Source organism: Gordonia sp. VNK1 (assembly GCF_040049135.1).
Classification (GTDB): domain Bacteria; phylum Actinomycetota; class Actinomycetes; order Mycobacteriales; family Mycobacteriaceae; genus Gordonia; species Gordonia oleivorans.
The window spans coordinates 26902-50027 of the sequence record NZ_JBDZDJ010000015.1 but is presented as its reverse complement, the minus strand read 5'-3'; the positions used below and the strand labels follow the sequence as shown (position 1 = coordinate 50027).

At 66.9% G+C, this 23126-nt stretch carries 20 protein-coding genes; 12 read left to right on the top strand and 8 right to left on the bottom strand.

The annotated features are described in order from the left end of the window. From ABLE94_RS17835 to ABLE94_RS17815, 5 genes are all read left to right on the top strand, one after another. Positions 1-1113, top strand: a complete 1113-nt coding sequence (locus ABLE94_RS17835) for an MlaD family protein (protein ID WP_348804338.1) — start codon at positions 1-3, stop codon at positions 1111-1113. Then, positions 1110-2150 (top strand): MlaD family protein, encoded by a 1041-nt coding sequence (locus ABLE94_RS17830; RefSeq protein WP_348804337.1) that lies wholly within the window; start codon positions 1110-1112, stop codon positions 2148-2150. Before ABLE94_RS17835 ends, ABLE94_RS17830 begins: the two co-directional genes overlap by 4 nt. Next, positions 2147-3106: an MlaD family protein gene (locus ABLE94_RS17825; RefSeq protein ID WP_348804336.1), complete on the top strand. Its 960-nt coding sequence runs from the start codon at positions 2147-2149 to the stop codon at positions 3104-3106. Before ABLE94_RS17830 ends, ABLE94_RS17825 begins: the two co-directional genes overlap by 4 nt. A 66-nt stretch (positions 3107-3172) precedes the next feature. After that, a complete protein-coding gene (locus ABLE94_RS17820) occupies positions 3173-3883 on the top strand; it encodes a hypothetical protein (RefSeq protein ID WP_348804335.1) in 711 nt (236 codons plus the stop codon). 103 nt (positions 3884-3986) lie between these two features. Further along, positions 3987-5783: a long-chain-acyl-CoA synthetase gene (locus ABLE94_RS17815; protein ID WP_348804334.1), complete on the top strand. Its 1797-nt coding sequence runs from the start codon at positions 3987-3989 to the stop codon at positions 5781-5783. Here ABLE94_RS17815 and ABLE94_RS17810 read toward each other — a convergent pair. Further along, entirely contained in the window at positions 5726-6385 is a 660-nt protein-coding gene (locus tag ABLE94_RS17810) for an alpha/beta fold hydrolase (protein WP_348804564.1), read from the bottom strand. The genes ABLE94_RS17815 and ABLE94_RS17810 overlap by 58 nt on opposite strands. Before the next feature lie 106 nt (positions 6386-6491). On the opposite strand from ABLE94_RS17810, the gene pgm reads away from it, so the two are divergent. Continuing rightward, positions 6492-8132 carry a phosphoglucomutase (alpha-D-glucose-1,6-bisphosphate-dependent) gene (gene pgm, locus ABLE94_RS17805; protein ID WP_348804333.1) on the top strand — a complete coding sequence of 547 codons (1641 nt, stop codon included), beginning with the start codon at positions 6492-6494 and terminating at the stop codon, positions 8130-8132. Position 8133: 1 nt separating this feature from the next. Here the strand turns inward: pgm and ABLE94_RS17800 are convergent, their stop codons facing one another. From ABLE94_RS17800 to ABLE94_RS17785, 4 genes are all read right to left on the bottom strand, one after another. Next, a complete protein-coding gene (locus ABLE94_RS17800) occupies positions 8134-8820 on the bottom strand; it encodes an NUDIX hydrolase (RefSeq protein ID WP_425476239.1) in 687 nt (228 codons plus the stop codon). After that, positions 8817-10157, bottom strand: coding sequence for an adenylosuccinate synthetase (locus ABLE94_RS17795; protein WP_348809432.1), 1341 nt, complete (start codon positions 10155-10157; stop codon positions 8817-8819). The genes ABLE94_RS17800 and ABLE94_RS17795 overlap by 4 nt, the downstream gene beginning before the upstream one ends. A 64-nt stretch (positions 10158-10221) precedes the next feature. Beyond that, positions 10222-11172, bottom strand: a complete 951-nt coding sequence (locus ABLE94_RS17790) for a hypothetical protein (protein WP_348804331.1) — start codon at positions 11170-11172, stop codon at positions 10222-10224. 2 nt (positions 11173-11174) lie between these two features. After that, a complete protein-coding gene (locus ABLE94_RS17785) occupies positions 11175-12095 on the bottom strand; it encodes a hypothetical protein (protein ID WP_348804330.1) in 921 nt (306 codons plus the stop codon). Positions 12096-12161: 66 nt separating this feature from the next. Here ABLE94_RS17785 and ABLE94_RS17780 point away from each other — a divergent pair, with 66 nt between their 5' ends. Further along, complete coding sequence (locus ABLE94_RS17780; protein WP_348804329.1) at positions 12162-13211, top strand: PHP domain-containing protein; 1050 nt, start codon at positions 12162-12164, stop codon at positions 13209-13211. Here ABLE94_RS17780 and ABLE94_RS17775 read toward each other — a convergent pair. Both ABLE94_RS17775 and ABLE94_RS17770 read right to left on the bottom strand, forming a co-directional pair. Continuing rightward, entirely contained in the window at positions 13202-14137 is a 936-nt protein-coding gene (locus tag ABLE94_RS17775) for an alpha/beta hydrolase (RefSeq protein ID WP_348804328.1), read from the bottom strand. The two genes, ABLE94_RS17780 and ABLE94_RS17775, sit on opposite strands and share 10 nt — an antisense overlap. Positions 14138-14169: 32 nt before the next feature. Continuing rightward, positions 14170-15540, bottom strand: coding sequence for an LLM class flavin-dependent oxidoreductase (locus ABLE94_RS17770; protein ID WP_348804327.1), 1371 nt, complete (start codon positions 15538-15540; stop codon positions 14170-14172). Positions 15541-15714: 174 nt separating this feature from the next. Between ABLE94_RS17770 and ABLE94_RS17765 the strand changes: the two genes are divergently transcribed. Beyond that, positions 15715-16572 (top strand): CPBP family glutamic-type intramembrane protease, encoded by an 858-nt coding sequence (locus tag ABLE94_RS17765; RefSeq protein ID WP_348804326.1) that lies wholly within the window; start codon positions 15715-15717, stop codon positions 16570-16572. 36 nt (positions 16573-16608) lie between these two features. On the opposite strand, the gene ABLE94_RS17760 is transcribed toward ABLE94_RS17765, so the two are convergent. Further along, positions 16609-17484, bottom strand: coding sequence for an exodeoxyribonuclease III (locus ABLE94_RS17760; RefSeq protein WP_348804325.1), 876 nt, complete (start codon positions 17482-17484; stop codon positions 16609-16611). A 259-nt stretch (positions 17485-17743) separates the two neighbouring features. Between ABLE94_RS17760 and ABLE94_RS17755 the strand changes: the two genes are divergently transcribed. Genes ABLE94_RS17755 through ABLE94_RS17735 form a run of 4 tightly spaced genes read left to right on the top strand, consistent with a single transcriptional unit; the run spans position 17744 to position 23082 of the window. Further along, the gene (locus ABLE94_RS17755) at positions 17744-19072 is read left to right on the top strand and encodes an MMPL family transporter (protein WP_348804324.1); all 1329 of its coding nucleotides are present in this window, start codon (positions 17744-17746) and stop codon (positions 19070-19072) included. Further along, positions 19069-19524 (top strand): MMPL family transporter, encoded by a 456-nt coding sequence (locus ABLE94_RS17750; RefSeq protein ID WP_348804323.1) that lies wholly within the window; start codon positions 19069-19071, stop codon positions 19522-19524. Before ABLE94_RS17755 ends, ABLE94_RS17750 begins: the two co-directional genes overlap by 4 nt. Then, on the top strand, positions 19508-20749 hold the full coding sequence (locus ABLE94_RS17740) for a tyrosine-type recombinase/integrase (protein WP_425476234.1): 1242 nt from the start codon (positions 19508-19510) through the stop codon (positions 20747-20749). The genes ABLE94_RS17750 and ABLE94_RS17740 overlap by 17 nt, the downstream gene beginning before the upstream one ends. Next, positions 20743-23082: a tyrosine-type recombinase/integrase gene (locus tag ABLE94_RS17735; RefSeq protein ID WP_005195315.1), complete on the top strand. Its 2340-nt coding sequence runs from the start codon at positions 20743-20745 to the stop codon at positions 23080-23082. The genes ABLE94_RS17740 and ABLE94_RS17735 overlap by 7 nt, the downstream gene beginning before the upstream one ends. The last annotated feature ends 44 nt before the right edge of the window (positions 23083-23126 follow it).

Genomic DNA, 23126 nt, shown 5'->3' with positions numbered 1-23126 from the left:
ATGCGTCTGCCGACCACACGGATGGCTCCACGAATCCTGATCGCACTGGTGGCGATCGCACTGGTCGCCACGGCCACCGTGATCCTCGTCCGCCATCGCTCCGACGACCGGTCCGGATGCGCCGAGATGGCCGACGCCGTCGGGCTGTACCCGGGCAACGACGTCACGATGCGCGGGGTGCCCATCGGGTCGGTCACGTCGATCGCTTCCCACGACGGGCACGTGGTGGTGCGGTTCACCGTGGGCGGCGACATCGACTTCCCGGCCGACGTGTCCGCCGTCACCACCTCGGATTCCATCGTCACCGACCGGCATCTGGAGATCCCGGCGGGCCGCACCACCGGACCCGCCTGGGATATGGGCACCTGTATTCCGTTGGCCCGCACCCACACTCCCACCAGCGTCAGCGAGGCCTACGCCGCCTTCGACAAACTCGCCGCGCAGGTGACCGCTGCCGCATCACACTCCGATCAGAGTCGGGAACTGGTGCGCGACACCATGAATCGTGTCAACAACAGCCTGCGCGGGACCGGTGCGGACTTCAACGACGCGGTCGGTGGTCTCGCGGCGGCACTCGGCGATCCGGCGTTGCGCGACAATCAACTACGATCCCTGCTCACCAACGTCGACGAACTGACCGAGTTCTTCGTGCAACGATGGCCGGACCTGCAACTCGGACTCACCAAACTCGGCGACTTCGCGGTGACCTTCGACGCGTGGTTCTCGGTCCTGAACCCGGCGGTGGTGCAGACCACCGAACTGACGCCGTCGCTGCTGCGGCTCATCCGGACATATTCCCCGGGTGTGTTCTCGGTGCTCGACGCCCTGATGCCGTTGCTGGACAAGGTCCCCACCGAGGAGATCGTCGCCGTCCTGCGTCGACTGCCGACGGTGTCGACCGGGCTGCAGCGCATCCTCGCCGGCGGTGCCGCAGCCGGCGGGATCACCGTCACCCCGCCGGCGGTGCGGGTCGGCGCGACCTCGAGTGCGGCGGTGTGCGCTCAGGTGAACGCGGTCATGCCGCAGGCCTGCCGTCCCGTCCCCGGCGCCGGCGGGCACGTCGACCTCGCACTCGTGCAGATGGTGCTGGCCACCGCCGGAGGTACCCGATGATCCGACGATGGGTCGCCGTGACGCTGTCGGCGTTGACGGTTCTGCTGGCCGGATGCGGCGTCTCGCCGACGGATCTGCCGTTGCCCGGCACCCGCGTCGACGGCGACAGCTATTCGCTCGACCTCGAATTCGGGTCGGTACTCAACCTGCCCGCCCGCAGCAAGGTCATCTACAACGGCTCCCGGATCGGGGTGCTGCGCGGTGTGGACGTCGCCGAACGCGACGGCACGCGAGTGGCGGTCGCGACCGTCGACATCAGCTCCGAGGTCTCCCTGCCGGCCGGTACCACCGCCGAACTGACCCAGGCCACACTGCTCGGTGACTTCTTCATCAGCCTCAGCGCGCCGCCGACCGGTTCGGCCGGGACCCTCGCCCCCGGCGCGGTCATCCCGCTGGCCCGCACCACCGTCGCGCCACAGGTCGAGGAACTGCTCGGCGGAATCGCGGCCCTGGCCAACGGTGGCACGGTCGCCACCCTGCAACGGGTGATCAGCAACGCCAACAACGCATTTCCCGATGACACCGCCGACCGCGACGTCGGGATCGAGGTGTTGCGGGCGCTGATCGCGCGCAGCGCGTCGCAGAGCCGGTCGGTCACCGGGATCATCGATTCGGTGGCGTCGGTCGCGGCGACCCTGGACGCCAACCGGACGAGGCTGGGATTCGCCTTCGAATTCGGTCCGCGCCGGGTCAGTGGTGCGGTGTCGGCGTTCCTGGGTCTGTCCAACGTTCTCAATGCCCTGGGCCCCAACGTCGATCCCATCGGCAACCTCATCCTCCCGCGTTACGCCACCCTGCAGGGGCTCATCGGCATCATCGACCCCCTGGTGGCGACTGCCGTGCGTCTCGACGCGCAGGCGCCGGCCGACATGGAGAAACTCGATCGCCTCATCAACGACCGGATGGTCGCCTGGCTGGCCGACCCGGCCATCGACATCGTCGACGTGACCCGCCCCGACGGGCGGCCGTCGGGGCAGTCGGGCGTCGACACCCGAACCGTCGCCGCGGTACTCCGGATGATCGGAGCGATGCGATGAGCGCGCGCCGCACACTCATCAGCCTGGTGATGCTGGTGGTTGTCTCGATCCTGCTGACCGCCTACCTCGTCGTCGGGGTACTGCACCTGCATCCCTTCACCCGGTATCACCACGTCAGCGTCGAGTTGTCCACATCGCGAGGGCTGCAACCGGATTCGGCGGTCCTCTACAACGGGATCGCCGTCGGCAAGGTCACCACCATCAGCGCCGGAGCCGCGGGTCTGCGTGCGGACCTGCAGATCGACCCGCAGGCGCAGATACCGGCGGACGCGCAGATCCGCGTCGCCAACCTGTCCATGGTCGGCGAGCAGTACATCGAGTTCTCCTCCACCCGGGCGACCGGGCCGTACATCGCCGACGGCGCCGAACTGAGCGATCACGTCGATCCGGGAGTGTCGGTGGCCGACATGCTCACCACCATGCGCGGACTCACCGGCCAATTCGATCCGGACACCCTCAACGAACTCGCCCGCACCATCACCGAGGGCTGGCGCGGCCGTGACGCCGACCTCGCCGTGATCGGTGACTTCTCCGCACGCACCGCACGCACCATCGGCACCTATCGCTCGGAGTTCGCCGGGGTCTTCGATCACGCGCAACAACTGCTGGTTCGCCTCAACGGTGACCGGATCGGAGCCGTGATGCGGGCCACCGCACCGAAACTCGCCCACATGAACGTGCCGTTCGCGACACTGTGGAGTCTGCTGCCCGGCCTGGCGCAGGCCACCGAGGGCGCCACCGGGTGGTACGACGTGATCATCCCGTTCACCCAGAAGATCGGTGACTACCTCGCCACGATCCTGCCCGATGCGGCCGCCATCCTCGGCGTACTGCAACCCACCCTGAACGCGGTGGCACCGGCCGGTCGCGTCAACCTCGCCACCCTGGTCGGGCAGGGACTCGCCATCGTCGACGAGAACGGCACCTTGCGACTGACGGTGGCCGGTCCCCGATGACACCCACACAGATGACACCCACACAGATGACACCCACACAGACGACACCCCGAACGAGGTTTGACGATGAGCAGTGACACGGCAACCAGCGACATGGCAGTGAGCGACACGGCGATGACCGATGTCGACACCGACACCGACACCGCCGACACCGAGACCACTGACACCGACGCCGGCACCGACACCGACGCCACCGCGACCGACACCGCCGATGGCCCGATCACCGCGCGCGACGCCGCACCGGATCGACGCCGGCCCGACCATCGCCGCGGGCGTCTGCTGACCGCACTGCTCGCGGCCGTCGTGATCGCACTGGCCGTCACGACCGGTGTGCTGGCGTGGCAGAAACATCAGGCCGCCGACGAACTGTCCACGCTGCGGGCCCAACAGGCCGACGCCGCGCACGCCCGTCAGATCGCCTCGGACTATGCGGTGGCCGCCGCGAAGATCGATTACCGCAACTTCGACCCCTGGTTCGCGGCATTGAACACGAATGTGGCCGATCCGCTGATCCAGCAGTTCACCACCAGTGAACCCGCCCTGCGTGACCTGCTCGGACAGTTGCAGTGGGTGTCCTCCGGCACGTTGGTGGGCAGTGACATCGCCTCGCAGAACGACGGGAAGTACGAGGTGCAGGTCTTCGTCAACGTCACCACCAGCAACGTCCAATCACCGGAGGGGGTCAAGACGACGGCGCTGTATCCGATCACGGTGGATCGCAACGGTTGGCGGATCACCGACATCGCCGGCGGTGTGGCACCGCTTCCGGGGAACTGATGCCGTCGTCGGTGATTCACTGAGATCTGGCTGTGTTCGACGTCATACCGACCCGCTAGTGTTGCCCACGCGTCATCGTTGTCCAATGAGTTCAGGAGGGACCATGTCCGCACATACGACATCCGATTCCGGGTTGTTGCCCGACATCTCACTGTGGGACATCCTTCGCGGAATCGCGTCGCTCCGCTGCGACCTCGGGAGCATCGTGCGGACGCTGCCCGCCCTGATTCCGCAACCACCGACCCGGCGCATGTCGATCGGGAAGCGGTTCGTGCAGGCCGTCGAGAAGTACCCGGACAACGACTTTCTGCGGTTCGAGGGCCGGTCGATGACCTACCGGGAGGCCAATGCCCAGGCCAACCGGATCGCCGATTACCTGACACGCCAGGGTATTTCGAAGGGCGACGTCGTCGCCGTGCTGTCCCGCAATCACCCCGACGTGGTGATCACGATGCTGGCGATCGTGAAGGTCGGTGCCATCGCGGGCATGCTCAACTTCCATCAGCGCGGGGCGGTGCTCGAACACAGCCTCGGGCTGATCGATGCGTCGCTGGTGATCTACGAGGAGGACCTCGCCGAGGCCTTCGACTCGGTTCCCGAGCATGTGCTCCCGCCGCAGCGTGTCTCCTTCGACCAACTGCACCGCGAGGTCGTGACGTGCTCGCCGGTCAACCCGGTCGTCACCGACTCGATCACCTTGGGCGACACCGCCTTCTACATCTTCACCTCGGGAACCACCGGATATCCCAAGGCCTCCAAGATGAGTCACTTCCGGTGGCTCACCGCGATGGCGGGCATCGGGGGTGTGGGGATCCGGCTGCGCAGCGACGACGTCATGTACACCGCGCTACCCTTCTACCACAACAACGCACTGACCATCTCGGTGTCGTCGGTGCTGGCGTCGGGGGCGTGCCTGGCCGTCGGCCGAACTTTCTCCGCGTCGCGGTTCATCGACGAGATCATCGAGAACGACGCCTCGGCGTTCTGCTACATCGGCGAACTGTGCCGGTATCTGCTCGCGCAACCGGCCAAATCCACCGACCGCGCCCATCGGCTCCGGCTGGCCGTCGGCAACGGGCTGCGACCCGACATCTGGGACGAGTTCACCGAGCGTTTCGGCATCGATCGCATCGTCGAACTGTATGCCGCCAGCGAGGCCAACATCGGATTCGTCAACATCCTCGGCATCCCGAAGACGGCGGGATGGACGGTTCTGAAGTACGCCATCGTCGAGTACGACGAGGAGTCCGGTGAACCGCGACGCGACGCCGCCGGCCGCGTCATCAAGGTCGGCAGACGTGGCACCGGACTGCTGCTCGCCGAGATCAATCGCCGGGTGCCCTTCGACGGCTACACCGACGCGAAGGCGTCGGCGAAGAAGATCGTCACCGACGCCTTCAAGACCGGTGACCGCTGGTACAACAGCGGCGATGTGGTTCGCGACCAAGGATTTTCGCATATCGGGTTCGTCGACCGGATCGGCGACACCTTCCGGTGGAAGGGGGAGAACGTCGCCACCACCGAGGTGGAGGCGGTCCTCGACGCCCACCCCGCCGTCGCGGAGGCGGTGGTGTTCGGCGTGCCGGTTCCCGGTGCCGACGGGAAGGCCGGGATGGCCGCGATCAGCCTCGTCGAGGGCGCGACCTTCGACGCGGCCGATCTGGCCCGCCACGTCGCCGACGGTCTACCGGGCTACGCCGTGCCGCTCTTCGTCCGGATCACCGATCACCTCGAACACACCTCGACCTTCAAGAACATGCGCTCGGACCTACGGCGGGAATCGTTCTCCGGCGCCGGTGACGACGCGGTGTACGTGTTCTCCGGCGGTGAGTATGTGGAGTTCTACGAGGAGTTCGTCGACTCGCTGGGTTCGGCGCGCCCGACCGCCACGTCGTCGTGACCACCGCGCGCCAACTGATCGCGTACGAAATCCAGTGCCGCACCCTGCCATAGCCGGAGGTGGTCGAGCATCGGATGTCCTCCGCCGGGCACCGGGAGGTAGGCGGCATCGTTCCCGGCGGCGCGCAGTTCTTCGACACCCTGAGCGGTTCGCTTGGCGGACGTCACCGTATCGGCCTCACCGTGGATCGCGACCACCCGGGCGGTGCCGTGGATGACGCGCCAGTCGGCGAACTGCCACCACGGCGCCAGGCCGAGTACACCGGTCACCCGTTCGTCGGCGGCGAGTCGTGCGGCGATCCGGCCGCCCATCGAATGGCCGATCACCGCGACCGGGGTGTCGGGATGGTCGCGGGTGATCGTCTCGAGGGCGGCCCGTGCGTAGGGCATCGGTGAGGCCTGTCCGCCGTTCCAGCCGTAGACGCGGTAGCGCACCTGACGGACCTCGACGCGGCGACCGAACCGCAACCGGATCGACCAGGTGAACGGATACATCCGCAGCGCCGAGCCCTGCCAGGGCGAGAAGCGTCGATAGCTGGCGTCGGTGCCGCCCGGCAACACCAGGACCAACAACTCCGGCGTGGCCGCCGGGCGCAGAGGTATCAGCGTCACGCGGGTTTCCTTTCACAGCCGAGGGGATCGGGGTTCACAGTAACCGTTCGGCCCGGCAGGCCTTCCGGACCGGCGGATCGATGGCACAATTTGGCATATGGCACATCCTCGCGCCGGCACGCCGGCACTGCCCGAAGACCTCATCGACGTGGCCGCAGTGGAAAAGGCCTACTACGACAACATTCCCGATCCCGAGAACCCGCTGCAACAGGTGGTGTTCGGCACCTCGGGTCACCGCGGTTCGAGCCTCGACACCGCCTTCAACGAAGCGCACATCCTCGCCACCACGCAGGCGATCGTCGAATACCGCACCGGCGCGGGGATCACCGGCCCGCTGTTCATCGGTTACGACACGCACGCGTTGTCGATCCCGGCGTGGCGTTCGGCGCTCGAGGTACTGGCCGCCAACAAGGTGACCACCCTGACCGCGGAGGGGGATGGGTACACCCCGACGCCGGCCGTCAGTCGCGCGATCCTGAAGTTCAACGCGGACAATCCCGGTGTGGAATCCGACGGCATCGTGGTGACCCCGTCGCACAATCCGCCCCGCGACGGTGGCTTCAAATACAACCCGCCGTCGGGGGGACCCGCCGACACCAACATCACCTCGTGGGTGGCCAACCGGGCCAACGAGTTGCTGCGGGCGAAACTCGTCGGCGTCCAGCGCATCCCGTTCGAAACCGCGCGGGCCAGTGAATACGTGTCGGAGTATCCGTTCATGATGCATTACTGCGATGCGCTGGCCGGGGTCATCGACATGGAGGCCATCCGCTCGGCCGGCATCCGGATCGGCGCCGACCCGCTCGGTGGGGCATCGGTGGGGTATTGGGCCGCAATCGGATTGCGCTACAACCTGCCGGAACTCACGGTCGTCAACCCGACGGTGGACAAGACCTTTTCGTTCATGACCCTCGACACCGACGGCAAGATCCGGATGGACTGCTCGTCACCCAACGCGATGGCATCGCTGGTCGCCGCGCGCGATCACTACGACATCGCCACCGGCAACGACACCGACGCCGACCGCCACGGCATCGTCACCCCGGACGCCGGCCTGATGAATCCCAATCACTACCTCGCCGTCGCCATCGACTACCTGTTCACCCACCGTCCCGGATGGTCGGAGAACGCGGGTGTCGGCAAGACACTCGTGTCGTCCTCGCTGATCGACCGCGTCGTCGCCGGTATCGGCCGCCGACTCGTCGAGGTCCCCGTCGGTTTCAAGTGGTTCGTCGGCGGACTGCTCGACGGGTCGATCGCCTTCGGTGGGGAGGAAAGTGCGGGAGCATCCTTCCTGACGTTCGACGGCGGACCGTGGACCACCGACAAGGACGGCATCATCCTGGCCCTGCTGGCCTCGGAAATCCTTGCGGTGACCGGCAAGACACCGTCGCAGCGGTACCGGGAACTCGCCGACGAGTACGGGGAATCGGCGTACGCGCGGGTGGACGCACCGGCTTCGCGGGAGCAGAAGGCGGTCCTGTCGAAGTTGTCGTCGGATCAGATCACCGCGACCGAACTCGCCGGCGAGAAGATCACCGCGATCATGACCCACGCACCCGGCAACGATGCGGCGATCGGCGGGGTCAAGGTGACCACCGACAACGCCTGGTTCGCCGCCCGCCCGTCGGGCACCGAGGACGTCTACAAGATCTACGCCGAATCCTTCAAGGGCGCAGACCATCTCAAGGAGGTCCAGGTGCAGGCGCAGGAGGTCGTGGACGCCGCGCTCGGCTAGGTCAGGCTAGGTCGGATCGCCCCGGAGGAAGGAGACCTGCATCGTCGGCCGCCCACCGCCACAACTTGGGCGGGCGTCCGCCGGAGGTCGGTGCCACGCCGGCCTCGGTGAGCACATCGATCCGGGCGAGATCGCGATTGAGGTTCGCGCGGTGCACCTCGGCGTCGGTGAGTTGCCGGGTGATGGCGACGGCGTCGGTGGCGGTGAACTCGGCGCCGGTCAACCCGCGGGTGAAATCGAGGTCCCTCCACAGCCGCTCGGCGAGCAAGCGACGGGCGGTCGTGACGATCGTCGAGTGATCGAAGACCAGTGCCGGAGCGTGATCCAACGGCTCCCACAACGTGTGGGGCGTGTGGATTCTCTCGTCGTTCCAGAAGGTCGCCCACATCGCGATCGACAACGACGGCCCACGTGGGTCCCGGCTCGGCTCGTCGAAGGTCTGCAACTGACCGAGTGCGCTCGGCGGCACGTCGATGCCGAGTTTCGCCACCGCCCGCAGTGCCGCCTCGCGCAGTCGTTCACCGCTGCGCACCACCACCCCCGGAAGCGCCCGCTCACCCCGATACGGCTCGGTCTCGCGGGCATGGGTGGCCACCAGCACCCGGCGTGCGGAGACGTCGTAGGTCAGCGCCACCACGTCGACGCTGACGACGCTCAGGATGGCCGGGTCGATAGCGGCCGAGGTCATGCCGAGATCGGTGCGCTCCTCGGTGTTGTGTTCCTCGGCGCTGTCCACGTGATGCTCCTGTCGGTCCGTCGGGGCCCGTCCGCGGTGATCACGACCGGAGCGCCGGTTGCCTCGGAGATCAACCTAGTCACCTCGTCCGCCGACGTGGGCAGTGGTCGCAGATCCGGGCGTGCCGCCCCGGCGATGCGGGTCAGCTCCGCCAACCGGTCGAGATCCCCGGCCGGTGTCGGGTGCAACGGGGTGCGTGCGCCATCCCAACTGTCGGCCACCGCCAGGCCGGGTGTGCCGAGCACGTCGAGGTGCGACACGGCGACGCCGTCGAGTCCACCGCAGATCGCCGCCGCGTACCGCAGGGCGGGCAGGTCGAGGTGGCCGGTGCGCCACGCGCCCTGATATCGCCCCTCCCGATTGTGGGTGTCGGGCAACTTCGGACGGGCGGCCTCCGTCGGCATCGGGCCGGCGCCGTGACGTGTCGCGTAGCACCGGGTCGCTCCGAGCACCGTCGGGCGGTGCCCGGCGGCGGTGAGTTCTCGTCGCAGCGCACCGGGCAGTACCGTCGCCCACGTGGTGTGCGGATGGAAACCGTGCCACTCGTCGAGCAGGGCACCCTGACTGCCCTCGAAGATCACGGTGCCCGAGGCCAGCGTCGCCGCCAGATGTGCGTCGGCGTCGTCGAGAATGGTGATCGCCGAGGCGACGTCGCCCAGTGCGTCGGCGATCGTCCCGACCGATTCGATCTCGTCGGCACCGGCCGCGGTCAACAAGGGTCGGGCGAAAGTGCTCAACGCATCCAGTGCCCGAATGGTGGCCCGTCGATCACGCAGCATTCCCATCGTCAGGGGCGCGACGTCGGGAGCGTCGGCGTACACCCGGAAATTCCCGATCGTCTCGCCGGTGCGGGCGCCGCGTGCCACGGCCAGGTCATAGGCCCGGGTTTCCCCGATGCCCTCCCCGCACGAACCGTGACGGGCGTTGCCGCGCAACGATTCCCGGGCCCGATTCATGGCCGCGTGGATCGGCGTGGTGATCAGGGCGCGGGTGTCGGCGCCGATCAGGCCGAACGGATCGACGACGCCGAGGCGCGCCAACTCGTCGGCCTCGACCGCCAGGAGCAGCGGGTTAATCATCATCGGTGCGCGCAGGATGGTGCGCACGTCCAGCAGGGTGGCCGAACCGAACTGCCGGAAGGTGTGGTGCCGGGCACCGTGGCAGACGTTGTGGGCTGCCTGCGCGCCCCCGGAGAACCGGACGACCGCGGCCGTGTCGGGAATCGTCGACGCCAGGACGTCGACGGTCGCGCCCTTGGCCTCGTCGCCGTACCCCAGGCCGACGACCACGATCGGTGACCCGTGGGGACGGGTGGCGGGCGTCCGGTTCTCTGTGTGAAAGATGGTGTGCTCCTCACAGATCTGTGGGCAGGATGCCACCGCCGTCGGCGATGGGCGTGAGTCGTGCCAGCGCCGTTCCGACCGCCGCACCGGCACTGCTGCCGGCCGCGGCCAGGTCGGCCACCCCTTCGGCCACGCTGATCGACTCCTCGGTGACACCGATGGTGACGGCGATCAGGTCGGCGACCCCGTCGGGATCGTCGAGCTTGACGAAGCGTTCCCCGACGATGGCCCGCCAGTGGTCTTCGACCTCCGGATCGTCGTAGTAACTCGTCAGATTCGGCAGCACGTAGAAGAGGTGGAAGCGTTGCGCCAGTTGCCGGTACACATCGGCGACGTCACGATCCTCACCGATGTCGTCGCCGACGAAGCGGCGCACCGAGTCGGCGAACAGCGCGGGCTTGTTCATCTCGTCGCCGATGAAGAACACATATCCCTTGCGCCCGTGCTTCTCCCAGGCGTCGGTGACGCAGCGAGTGGCGAGGAAGTAGGCGGCCAGGGCGTACCCTTCGCGTTTGTCGCCGCCGCCGCCGCCCTCGAGGTAGATCTCACGCAACTGCTCGTCGATCCGATTGTCGGATTCGAACTGCCCGATCTGCAGGGGGACGGCATCGAACTGGTCATCGCCGATGGCGCCCACCATGATCTGCGGGTCGTCGACGTAGCCGCCGCGCGTCAACAACCCGAGCAGATCCGACAATCGTTTCTGCACCGTGATCGGTACCCGGCCCATCGAACCGGTGACGTCGAACAGGACGACGATCGGGGTGGAGCGGGGGTGATCGGCGCTGTCTCGTGCCTCCCGGACGGTGGCGCCATACGCATCGAGTGCCGGTGCGGCCATCCGCAGGTGGCGCGGGGTGTTACGCATCCGTGCCGAGTAGCCGAAATCGTCGGCTCCGGCGGCGCGGCGTGCGTCGGCGGCCGCCTGGTAGGCGCCGGTGTCCCAGTATCCCTGTCCCATGATCAATTCCTTTCTCGAACGGGTGTGGTGAAGGGTCGAAATCTGCGGGGGCCGTACAGGACTCCGATCAGGAGGTCGTATTCGCGGAGCGACTCCCGTGGGGTGAGTGCGGCGCTGCGCCGTGCGAAGGTGGTCTGCCGCGGTGCCCGATCCGCGAGCATCGTCGCGAAGAGGTCGGCCAGGGCGGCGCCGTCGGATGTGGCTCCGCCGTGTGCTCCGCACCAGCCGGTGAGCACGACACCGTGGTCGCCCGGGTGGATCAGGACGGTATCGAGTCCGAGGTTTCCGTGACGGGTGGCCGCGGCGTCGAGGGTCATCAGGATGCGACGTGCCATCCAGGCCCAGTCCCGCCCGTCGAGTCCCTGCGGGCTCGCGGCACGCACCGCACGCAACGACACCAGTCCGTCGGGGAGCCGATAGGCGATCCAGCGTCGGTTGGCGGTGACGGCGTCGTCGACGATGTCGGCGGCGAATCGGGACATCCCGTGTCGGTCCAGCCGGCATATCGCGTGACCCACGGTGCCGATGGCATCGTTCGCTGATCGCGTGCGGGCGATCTCGATGCGTACAGACGGGTTGTCGGTTCGATAGCCGGCCACGGAGTCGGTCGCCCAGAGCCTTTCTCGCAGAGCGTATATGCCGGATGAGCCACGGACATGTGGCTCGGTGGGGGCCGAGACGTCCGCGGTGGCGGTGAATGCGGCGTAGAGCGCGTTGAGGGTCATCGTCGCGTCACGTGCGACGTCGGGGTCGATGCCCACCGATACGGCGCGGTCGGGATGGACGGCGCCGAGAAGGATGCGATGGCGACGACGGGCTGCTCGTCGATCGGCCGCGTCGGTGGCCGATCCGCTGAAGACGTCGGCGGGTCGACGTGCCGCCTCGATGAGCGTGATCGCGTCGGTGGGGGTGGTGGCGAACATGAAATTACTCTAACTGAGTAATAGCTTGGCCGCAAGATCGCCGCTATCGGCAGTTACCCTGGCTCGATGATGCCGTTCGCGCCCGTAGAGGCTCCGTTGTCGCCGGAGACGGCCCTGACGCGGATCGCGTGGCTGCTCGAGCGCCGCCGGGAGAGCAGCTACCGCGTCGAGGCCTTCCGTAGGGCGGCGCATGCCGTCGCCGGGCACCCGGCCGGGGATCTGGCCACGCGCGCGGTGGCGGGGACTCTCACGGCGATTCCGGGAATCGGGAAGACCACCGCCGCCGTCATCGCGGAGTCGCTCGATGGTCGGCTACCGGACTACCTCGCGCGATTGCAGGATGAGGGTTCGCACCATGACCCCGGCGTGGCCGCCGAACTCGTCGCCGAGGCGCGCGGAGATCTGCACGCCCACACCACCTGGAGTGACGGTGGCGCATCGATCGACGAAATGGCCGCTGCGGCACAAGCACTCGGGCTCGATTGGATGGCCATCACCGACCACTCGCCCCGACTCGCCGTCGCCAACGGGTTGAGTGTCGAGCGACTGCGCCGACAGATCGATGAGATCGATGAGTGGAATGCTCGATCCGGCACCGGATTTCGTCTGTTGCGCGGGATCGAGGTGGACATCCTCGACGACGGCTCGCTCGATCAGTCCGACGAGATGCTGGACCGTCTCGACGTCGTGACGGCGTCCGTGCACTCGGCACTGCGGATGGATCACGATGCGATGACCGCGCGGATGGTGGCGGCGGCGAGCGATCCGCGGGTCACCGTCCTGGGGCACTGCACCGGCCGTCGAGTGCTGACCGGTCGCGGTCACCGGCCGCCGTCCACCTTCGATGCGCACGCCGTCTTCGAGGCGTGCGCGGCGAACAGCACTGCGGTGGAGATCAATTCACGTCCCGAGCGTGTCGACCCACCCGACGACCTGATCGACATCGCGCGGGATCGGGGATGTCTGTTCGCCATCGATTCCGACGCGCACGCGCCCGGTCAGCTGGAGTTCCCCATTCTCGGTGCGCGGCGCGCCCAGGAGCACGGTATCGAGCCGGATCGGATCCTCACGACGTGGCCGGTGGAACGGGTGCTCGCGTTTGCCGATCACTCCTGACCCGGTGTACCACGGCCGTGGCCATCGGCCCGGCCGCCCAACCAGTTGTCGATGTCTCGTTGCGCCTGCGTGGCGACCGGCGTGGCATGACCGGTGAAGCCATGGGGCACATCGGGATACAGGCGAAGGTCGACGTTGTTTCCGGCATCGGTCAGACGCTCCACCATTGCGAGATTGTCGTCGAGGAGCACATCGTCGGTGCCGATCACGACCAGCGTCGGCGGGAGCCCGGACACCTCACCGAAGATGGGGGAGATGTCCGGAATCGTGCGATCGCGGACGTGCCCGGCGTATGCCTCGATGAAATACTCGCCGGTGATGGTGGCCCCGGCGGGGGTCGCGCCGCTGAGGTCGTAGGTTCCCGCCTCGAGTACGGCCCCCGCGAAACTCTCGGCCGATCCCTGATCCCGAAGCCGCAGCAGGGTGGTCATCGTCAGGGTCGCGCCCGCCGACATCCCACCGATGGTGAGCCGGGTGGTGCCGAAGCGATGCTGCGCGTGGTCGATGATCCAGTGGGCCACCGCCTCGCAGTCGTCGGGTGCCGCGGGCCACGGATTCTCCGGAGCCAAACGGTAGTCGACCCCGATCACGGCGACACCCAACGCATCTGCCATGCGTTCGTTCCGGGCGTCATCACGGGCCGAGGGCCGCAGGTAGAAACCGCCACCGTGGATGGCGAGGTGGACGCCGGTGATCGCAGATCGGTGCGGCAGGGTGATGCGTATCGCGACCTCGCGGTCACCGGTCTCGATGGTGAGGGCCGACGTGCGCCCGGCCGCGGGCGGCGCTGTGTGCGCCGACCGCGCGCGGTGCACCTCGTCGAGCGACTGTGCACCCACCCCACTCGGACGGTGCGCGTAGAACTCGCGGGTGGCGGCGAGGTCACCGGCGGCCACCGGCACCAGTGCTGCTCGCCGCACGCTCATCGGATCCTGCGCTGCGGACGTCACACCGCAGTTTAGACCGCGACGAGTCCCGAACCCTCCCGGATGTCGGCGGGCAGATCCTCCTCCGGTGATCCCAGGCCGAGGTGTGCGCGCAGCGTCCGGCCCTCGTACTCACGCCGGAACAGCCCGCGCCTCTGCAATTCCGGGACGACGTAGTCGACGAAGTCGTTGAACGTGCCCGGCGTCTGTGCACTGGAGACGATGAACCCGTCGGCCTCGCCGCCGGTGAACGATTGCTCGATCTGGTCGGCGACATCGGATGCGGTCCCCACGAACTGCGGCAGCAAGACGCCCTGGGCGTAGAGCTTCCCGATGTCGCGCAGCGTCAGTCGATCGCGGTGGCTGAGGCGGCGTGCCACATCGAAGAGTCCCTGCGTTCCGCTCACCTGGACATCCTCGACGGGTGCGTCGAGGTCGTACTGGGAGAAGTCGTGGTCGGTGTGCACCGACAGCGTGATCAGACCCGAAATCGGGTCGGCGAGTTCGTTGTGGAATGCCTGCTTTTCCCGCGCGATCGATTCGGTCTCCCCGATGAACGGGATGAACGACGGAAAGATGTTGACGTGATCTGGATTTCGGCCGAAGTTGTCGGCGCGGGACTTGACGTCGTCGTAGTAGGCGCGGCGTCCCTCCGGGGTGGGGTCGATCTCGAAGATGGCCTCCGCCCAGCGGGCGGCGAAGTCCTTGCCGGTGTTCGACGATCCGGCCTGGATGAGGACCGGACGATGCTGTGGTGAGCGTGGCTGGTTGAGTGGGCCGCGGGTGCGGTGATACTTCCCGTCGTGGTCGACGGGCCGGATCTTGGCGGGATCGGCCCAGACACCGGACTCCTTGTCGGCGACCACAGCGTCGGCCTCCCAACTCGACCACAGCTTGACCGCGGTCTGCACGAACTCCTCGGCCCGCGCATAGCGTTCGTCGTGCTCGACATGGGTCTCACGTCCGAAGTTGTGGGCCTCGGCCTCCGACAGCGAGGTGACGATGTTCCAGGCGATGCGGCCGCGGGTGAGGTGATCGAGCGAGCCGAAGACACGCGCCAGCTCATACGGGTGAAAGTAGGTGGTGGACTTGGTGACCGCGATGCCGAGGTGAGTGGTCACGGCGGCGATACTGGCGGCCACGAGCGACGGATCGATGGTGGCCGCGGCCTGGGTGCCGCGTCGGAACGGCTCGGACTGGTCACCGCCGAACCGGACCGGGGCCGCGAGGAGGTCGGCGAAGAAGGCGAAATCGAACTTTCCGCGTTCGAGGATGCGGCCGACGCGATGATAGTGGTCGGGCCCGAAGTAGTCGGTCACCGAGCCCGGATGCCGCCACGCCGCATGAGAGTGGGTGACGGGGGAGGCGATCAGGAAGCCGCCGAGGTGCAGCTGTCGTGTCATCGGATGTCCTTGTGGTGTCGGGAATCGTCTACGCCGCACAGCTAATCGCTGCGGGGTGCCGAATGCCACGGTTGAAGTCAGGGTGGGTGAATGCGGTGGGGAGCGACCGACGGATCGGCCAATGGTGTCCAACGGCACTTGCCCGATTGTGGCGGATCGGGCCACAGTGGGGACGTGGAGGCGAGTGCGGGTCCCCTCGGCGATCAGAGCGTGCGGTGGCGTCGACTGGTGGCCTACTGGCTGCTGGCCTGTGCGTTCTCGTGGTCGTGGTGGATTCCGCTGGCGCTCACCGATGTCGCGGTGGGTCCCGGTCAGGGATGGCCCAGTCATCTGCCTGGGCTGCTCGGGCCGGCCGTGGCCGCGGTGGTCGTGGTCGCGGTGACCGAAGGGCGGGAAGGCCTGCGGCGGCTGTGGGCGCGGGTGATCCGGTGGCGAGTGTCCTGGTGGTGGTTTGTCCTGGTGCTGGCCACCGCCGCATGCGCCTTGCTCGCCTATCCGGCGGCGTGGCTATCGGACTCGGCTGCGCCCACGGCCGCCGACTTCGCCGCGTACTCCGGCGTCGGCGCATGGCCGGTGGTCGTGATGCTGATCTACGTCGTCGTCGTCAACGGACTCGGCGAGGAAACGGGATGGCGCGGATACCTCGCCGAGGGGCTGTTGGGGCGGTTCGGCATCACCACCACCGGTCTGATCGTCGCGCTGCCCTGGGCGCTGTGGCACCTGCCGATGTTCTGGGTGGTCAGATCATTTCGCGACTTCGGTGTGGCGGGCACCGTCGGATGGCTCGTCGGTCTGACGGCCGGCTCGATCGTGCTGGCCTGGATCTACGCGCGCTCGGGGCATAGCGTGCTGATCGTCGCGCTGTGGCATACCGCGTTCAACCTCACCTCGGCGACCGATGCGGCCGCGGGTCTGCCGGCCGCGCTCAGTTCGACGCTGGTGATGATCGCCGCGGTCGCGATCCCCGTGGCGGCAGGGGTGGCGCGTCGTCGAAACGCGAAGTCGCGGTCCGGGGTCGCCTCACCCGGCTGACTTCCGGGAAGCTGTTGACAGCCGCGGTTTTTCGACTCATCCGTAGGTCACCACGAGCGGTGCGTGATCCGACAGTCGTTCGGCGGGCGACGGCTCCTTGTCGACGGTGACCTGGGTGGCCAGCCGAGCCAGTCCGGGCGTCGCGAGTTGATGATCGACCCGCCAGCCCACATCCTTGACGAAGGACTGACCCGCCCAACTCCACCAGGTCAGCGGTCCCGGTCGGGCGCCGTGGACGGCGCGCACCACGTCGACGAGCCTGCGCGTGCCGAGGAGTTCGTCGAACCAGTCGCGGTCGGACGGGAGGAAACCGTCCATGGTGCGTGCGGCGCGCCAATTGGTCACGTCGTGGCAGGTGTGGGCGATGTTCAGATCGCCGACGAGGAGGAACTCGCGCCCCGCGCGCAGGGCGGCCAGTCGGTTGCGGCTCACCTCACGGGCGAACGCGGCGAGGAATCGCTGCTTGCGTTCGTACTTCGCCCCGCCGTCGGGTTGCTCACGCATCGAGCCCGGACGTTGCAGGTGTGCGGGCAGTCCGCCCTTGGGGAGGTACAGGCAGGCCACCGTTACGGGATGGTCGGCCAGGTCGACCTCGATGTAGCGACCGTGCTTTGCGAACTCGCCGAGCACGCGGGCCCGGGGTGGGTGGGTCACCCACGTCCGAACCGCGGCGGCGGGTGTTCTGGTCAGCACGGCCACACCGTTACGCCCCGGCACCGATCCGACGTCGAGGGCGGTCGAATAGCCGGGGAACACCCCCACCTCCGGTGCGGGACACCGCAGTTCCTGCAGTGCGATGACGTCGGCGGATCGCTGTGCCAGCCACTCGTCGAAGCCGCGGCGACGCGCTGCCCGGATGCCGTTGACGTTGAATGTCGCGACCGTGAACGTTTCGGCGATGCGTGAAGCCATGATCACCACTGTGCCAGTGGGAGTTCCGTTGAGGCGGCGTGATCCGACGACCTGGGCCGGTCGAGGACCGGCCCGAGATGTGCCGGCTACCACGAATGGAGAACTACTACGAATGGAGTAGTCGGATCTCGTCGGCGGGCATGAGGCGCCGCGCATCGTCCTCCACTTGACTGGAACACGGGGCCAACGGGCCCGAGTTCAGCTGAGGAGGAGACGGATGTCGGCAGTTGGCAGATGGTGTCACGACCACAGGATCGGGGTGATCATCGGATGGGTGCTGGCGATCGTGACGCTCACCGGTGCAGCGCTGTCGGTGGGGGCATCGTTCGAGTCCGCCACCGGCGGCGCGACGGCGGTGACCGGTGAGGTGGTCTGGCAGGGCGACGATGTACTGGCTCACGGGCACAACCACATCGACTCCGTGCTCACCAAGGTCGGTCAGACCGAGGGAGTCGTTTCAGTGGCTTCACCCATCGACCATCCGGGGCAGGTCAGCGCCGACGGCCGTACCGCGTACGCGGTGGTCACATTCGGCCCGAATTCGTCGGGAGCGGAGCACGTCGTCACCGACATCCTCGAGTCGGAATCTGCGGAATCCGGACTCACTCAGGCGGCCGGTGGGCAGGCCTTTGCGGGCACGATCGCGGTATCGGAGATCACTGAGATCGTGGGTGTGACAGGCGCGCTGATCATCCTTGTGGTGATGTTCCGTTCGGCGTGGGCGGCGCTGTTGCCGATTGTCACCGGGGCAGCCGGCGTTGTCGCGGGACTGATGGCCGCAATGCTGCTGAGCGATGTGGTGCCACTTCCGGACTCGACACCGACTCTCGGAGCGCTCATTGGTCTCGGAGTCGGCATCGACTACGCATTGTTCATCACCTACCGCTTTCGCCGGGAGCTGATGCGTGGCGCCGCAGTCGACGTCGCGGTGGGACGCGCGGTGTCGACGTCGGGTCGTGCGGTGGTGTTCGCCGCGGCCACGGTCATCGTCGGGCTGCTCGGCATGACCGTCCTGGGCGTGCAGACACTCACCGGGATGGCCATCGGCGCCGCCCTTACCGTGCTGCTGACCCTCGTCGCCGCGCTGACGTTGCTGCCCGCGCTGCTATCGGTTGCGGGACGCAAAGCGCTCAGTGCTGCTCAGCGCGAGCGGATCGGCGACGACACCGAGGCGGGTGTTCGCACCAGGCGGTGGGTGGCCTTCGTCGAACGACGCCCCGTGGTGGTCGCGATCAGCGCCGCGGCAGTGATGGCACTCGTCGCGATCCCCGCGCTTTCGTTGCGCCTCGGCGCAGCAGACGCTGGTAGTGCACCGGAATCGACGTCACGGCACCAGGCTTACGACATGCTGGCCGAGGGCTTCGGCGTCGGCATCAACGGTCCCCTCACGCTGCTGATCGATGCGCCCGATCCGGCTGCAGAGCAGGCCTACTCGACCTTGATCTCAGAACTGCCTCATGTGCCCGGCGTCGCACGCGTCACCGAGAGTCAGGTGGCACCGGGTCGGGCTGTGGTGACGGTCACCCCCAGACCGGACCGTCGGATGAGCGTACGGAGGACCTCGTCGAACACCTGCGGGCGGCCGTGATCCCTTCTGCGGCGGCCGATACATCGCTTCGTGTCACGGTCACCGGGGCCGCCGTTGGTGGGTTCGACTTCGCCGACACCATCACTGACAAGCTGCCGATACTGGTGGCGATCATGCTCATCGCTGGGATGCTGGTGCTGCTCATGACATTTCGGAGTGTCCTCATCGTGGTGATCGCCGCCGTAGCGAACACGGCAGTGCTCGGCGCTGCTGCGGGGATCATCGTGCTGGTATTCGGCCACGGGTGGGGTTCGGCATTGCTCGGCGCAGGATCGGCGGGTCCGGTCGAGTCCGTGGTGCCCGTGCTGATCGTCGGTGTGATGTTCGGATTGTCAATGGACTACGGGATGTTGACCGGACTAAGTTCGGACACGCCGAGGACGATCGAGGCGGGGGCGGTCAGCGTGGTCATTGTCGAGGGCACTGTTGAAGGGAGTGTCCGTGAACCGTGAAGACGCGAAGGGTGTGCCGACGAGGCTTCCGGCCTGGGGTCGTGTGAACCCAGTAGATGGGGTTCCGTTCTGGTCTCTGGTTGGACCGGACGATCGTGAGATCGAGCCGGTCGGCGAGTTTCTGAAGGAGTTGGTCACTCGTGGTCACCGCGCCGGGACGGTTCGGAGCTATGCGTATGACCTGCTGCTATGGTGGCGCTGGTTGCGTGTGATCGACCGGCCGTGGAACCGTGCCACACAAGAAGACCTGCGCGAGTTCGTTCTCTGGTTGTCTGATGCCATCAAGCCGGAAAGTGGTCGGCGGACCGTGTCCGTCTCGACCGCGGGCACGATCAACGCCGTCACACGCAAGCAGTACCTCGACGACCGCTACAAGCCGCGGACCATCCGCCACAGCAATGCGGTGCTGCGCACCTTCTACGAATGGGCCATCATCGAAGGGACTGGGCCCCTGGTAAACCCAGTCCAGTTGCGCAACGCGAGCCGGCGCGCCCATGCGCACCACAACCCCCTCGAATCATTCCGAACCGACGGCCGGCTTCGCTACAACCCGCCCATACCGAAACGTCGTCCGAGGGTCCTTCCCGATCCGGAATGGGTTCGGCTCTTCGGTGCGCTCACCTCCAATCGCGACAGGGCACTGCTGTCGATGGCGGTCAGCAATGGTGCCCGAGCTGGGGAGATCCTCGGGATGCGGATGGCCGACGTCGACTGGGGCGAGCAGTTGGTGCGGGTGACTCGTAAAGGTTCACGGGACGAACAATGGCTACCTGTGAGCGCGGAGGCGCTGCTGTGGCTCCGCCTGTATCTGTCCGAGATCGATGATGTGCAACCGAACGCCCCACTGTGGTGGACCCTTCGCGTCCGCAATCGTCGGGCTGGTGCGTCCCGCCAACCGATGAACTACGAAACGCTCCGAGGCGTCTTCCGTCGCACCAACGTCGCGCTCGGAACCAACTGGAGCATGCACGATCTGCGGCACACTGCCGCACGACGTATGGCCGACGACTCGAAGCTCTCGCTCCGTGACGTTCAGACAATCCTCGGCCACCGACAAATCGCCACGACCGTCCAGGTGTACCTGCACGAATCAGATGTCCAGGTGGCGTCGCGTGTACTCGAGCACCTGAGCAGGCCTTCACCACCACACCCCCTCGCGGGGAAGTCGCTGGGATACCGGGACCATGACATGTCTGTTCTGTTTGGCGGTGAGGATCTGTGCTGACGACAGTGGCAACTCCCTCAGTGACCGTCCGCCCCGAGCGCGTTCACGGACACCACGACGGCCACTCGATCGATGAGGTGCTTGCCGCCGTGGAGGCAGACCTTCGCTGGCGGAATCACCCGGTACGCGGCGAGCGGGCCGCGATCGCGCTGCGCGGCATCCTCGAGTGGCTCTCCACATTCCCCGGAACCGGCTGGCAAGAGCGGTGGTCAGCCGCATCGGGGAACGACTACCCGAGCTGGATCACCACCATGACCGAGCATCTCTCGGCGCGCGGAGTCGCCCGCAGGAACGTGATCGACACAGTGCCGGCGCTCCTCATCCATCGAGTGGTGATCGTCGACTACGCGTTCCTGCGCGCATACAGGGCACGAAGCCTGTACGAGACGGTTCGAGAGAGGCTCCGCCCCGATCTCTGGGAACGCATCGCCGCCAACGCACCGCGCGCCAAACTGACGGCGTACCAGTTCCGCGAAGCGCGGTTGGTGTTGAGCAAGATGGTCCTGGCAACCGGCCGAGACCTCAACCAACTGCAGCTACATGACTTCACCGACTATCTTGCAGACAACCGGCACTCCAACGGGTCCAACCCGAACGGCGTCCACGCGGCCTGGGATCTCGTCCGCGGGATTGCCCCCATTCCCGACAACGACCTGCTGACGTGTCTGAGAGTCGGCCAGCGCAGCGCCGAACAGATCATCGACCGATTCGCCATCCAGAACTCGGCTATCCGGGATCTCCTCGTTCGCTATCTCAACGAGAGGAAGCCAGCGCTGGACTACACCTCCTTCGACTCAACAGCCCGCCTACTCGGCTCCTTCTGGGCTGATATCGAAGCCCACCATCCGGGTGTCGACTCCCTGCACCTCAGCGACAATGCCGCGCGAGATTGGAAGCTGCGCTTGCGTACCGTCACGAATCGAGATGGGTCCACCAGACCGCGGCTGAATTACCTGGACGTGCTGATGGTTGTGCGCGCGTTCTACCTCGACATCCAGGAGTGGGCCCTCGCGGATCCCTATTGGGCTCCGTGGGCGGCTCCGTCTCCCGTGCACCGTATGGACACAAAGGGAATCGAGAAGGCCAAGCGCACCCGACAAGCCCGGATGCACCAACGCGTCCGCACTCGGCTTCCACATCTCGACCGTCTCGTGGACAGCGCAAACGACCATCGCGAAGACCGGGCGGCGCTTCTCGACCATGCGCGGAGGGCCCAACCCGGCGAAGAGTTCGAGTACCGCGCAACGAAATACCGCAGGGTCGACCCCAGCGACAAGCGACGCGTCAACGGCAACACGACGTTCGTTCACGTCATCGATCCAGCGGGCCGGCGCATCGACGTCGTCAAGGAGGAAGACGACGCCTTCTGGACCTGGGCTGTTATCGAGACACTGCGCCACACCGGAATACGAGTGGAAGAGCTCGGCGAACTCACTCACCTCGCACTCGTCACCTACAGGCCGCCGGATACGGGCGAGACGGTGCCACTTCTGCAGATTCTTCCCTCGAAGAGCAACGAGGAGCGCCTGCTGCTCGTCAGCCCCGAACTCGCCAGCGTCCTCGCCTCGATTATCACTCGACTACGCGGTGAGAACGATGGAGTGATCCCGCTGGTCGCCAGATACGACAAGCATGAGCGGACGACAGGTCCAGCGCTTCCGCACCTCTTCCAGTGCCGCAACGGGCACCGACGTTCAGTGATCGGGTACGGAACCCTGCGACGCCTTCTCGAAGAGGCGATCGAGCGCATCGGCCTTCGTGACGCGGCCGGCGAGCCGTTGCACTTCACACCGCACGACTTCCGGCGATTGTTCGCCACGGACGCGGTTACGGGCGGACTCCCGGTCCACATCGCCGCCAAGCTCCTCGGACACGCCAACATCACCACCACGCAGGGGTACGTCGCGGTTTTCCAGGATGAGCTGATCGGGTCCTACCGCCGTTACCTCGACCACCGTCGAGCGATGCGCCCCGCCGTCGAGTACCGGGAACCCACCGATACAGAGTGGGCTGAGTTCGAGCAGCACTTCGCGACCCGACAGCTTGAACTCGGCACCTGCGGTCGCCCCTACGGATCCCCCTGCAACCATGAACACGCCTGTATCCGTTGCCCGATGCTCCGTGTCGACCCCCGGGCGCGACCACGATTGGTCGCGATCATCGCGAACCTGCGCGAGAGGATCGCTGAAGCGCGAACAAACGGGTGGCTCGGCGAAATCCAAGGGCTCGAGACCAGCCGAGACGCGGCGATCCGCAAGCTCACGGTCCTCGACCGATCGGGCCCGTACGGCCGAACAGGCCTGGCCGACTTGGGTATCCCGTCGGCTCGCTGATCCGCTCAGGGCGAGACGGTCGTTCAGTGAACCAGCGGCACGCC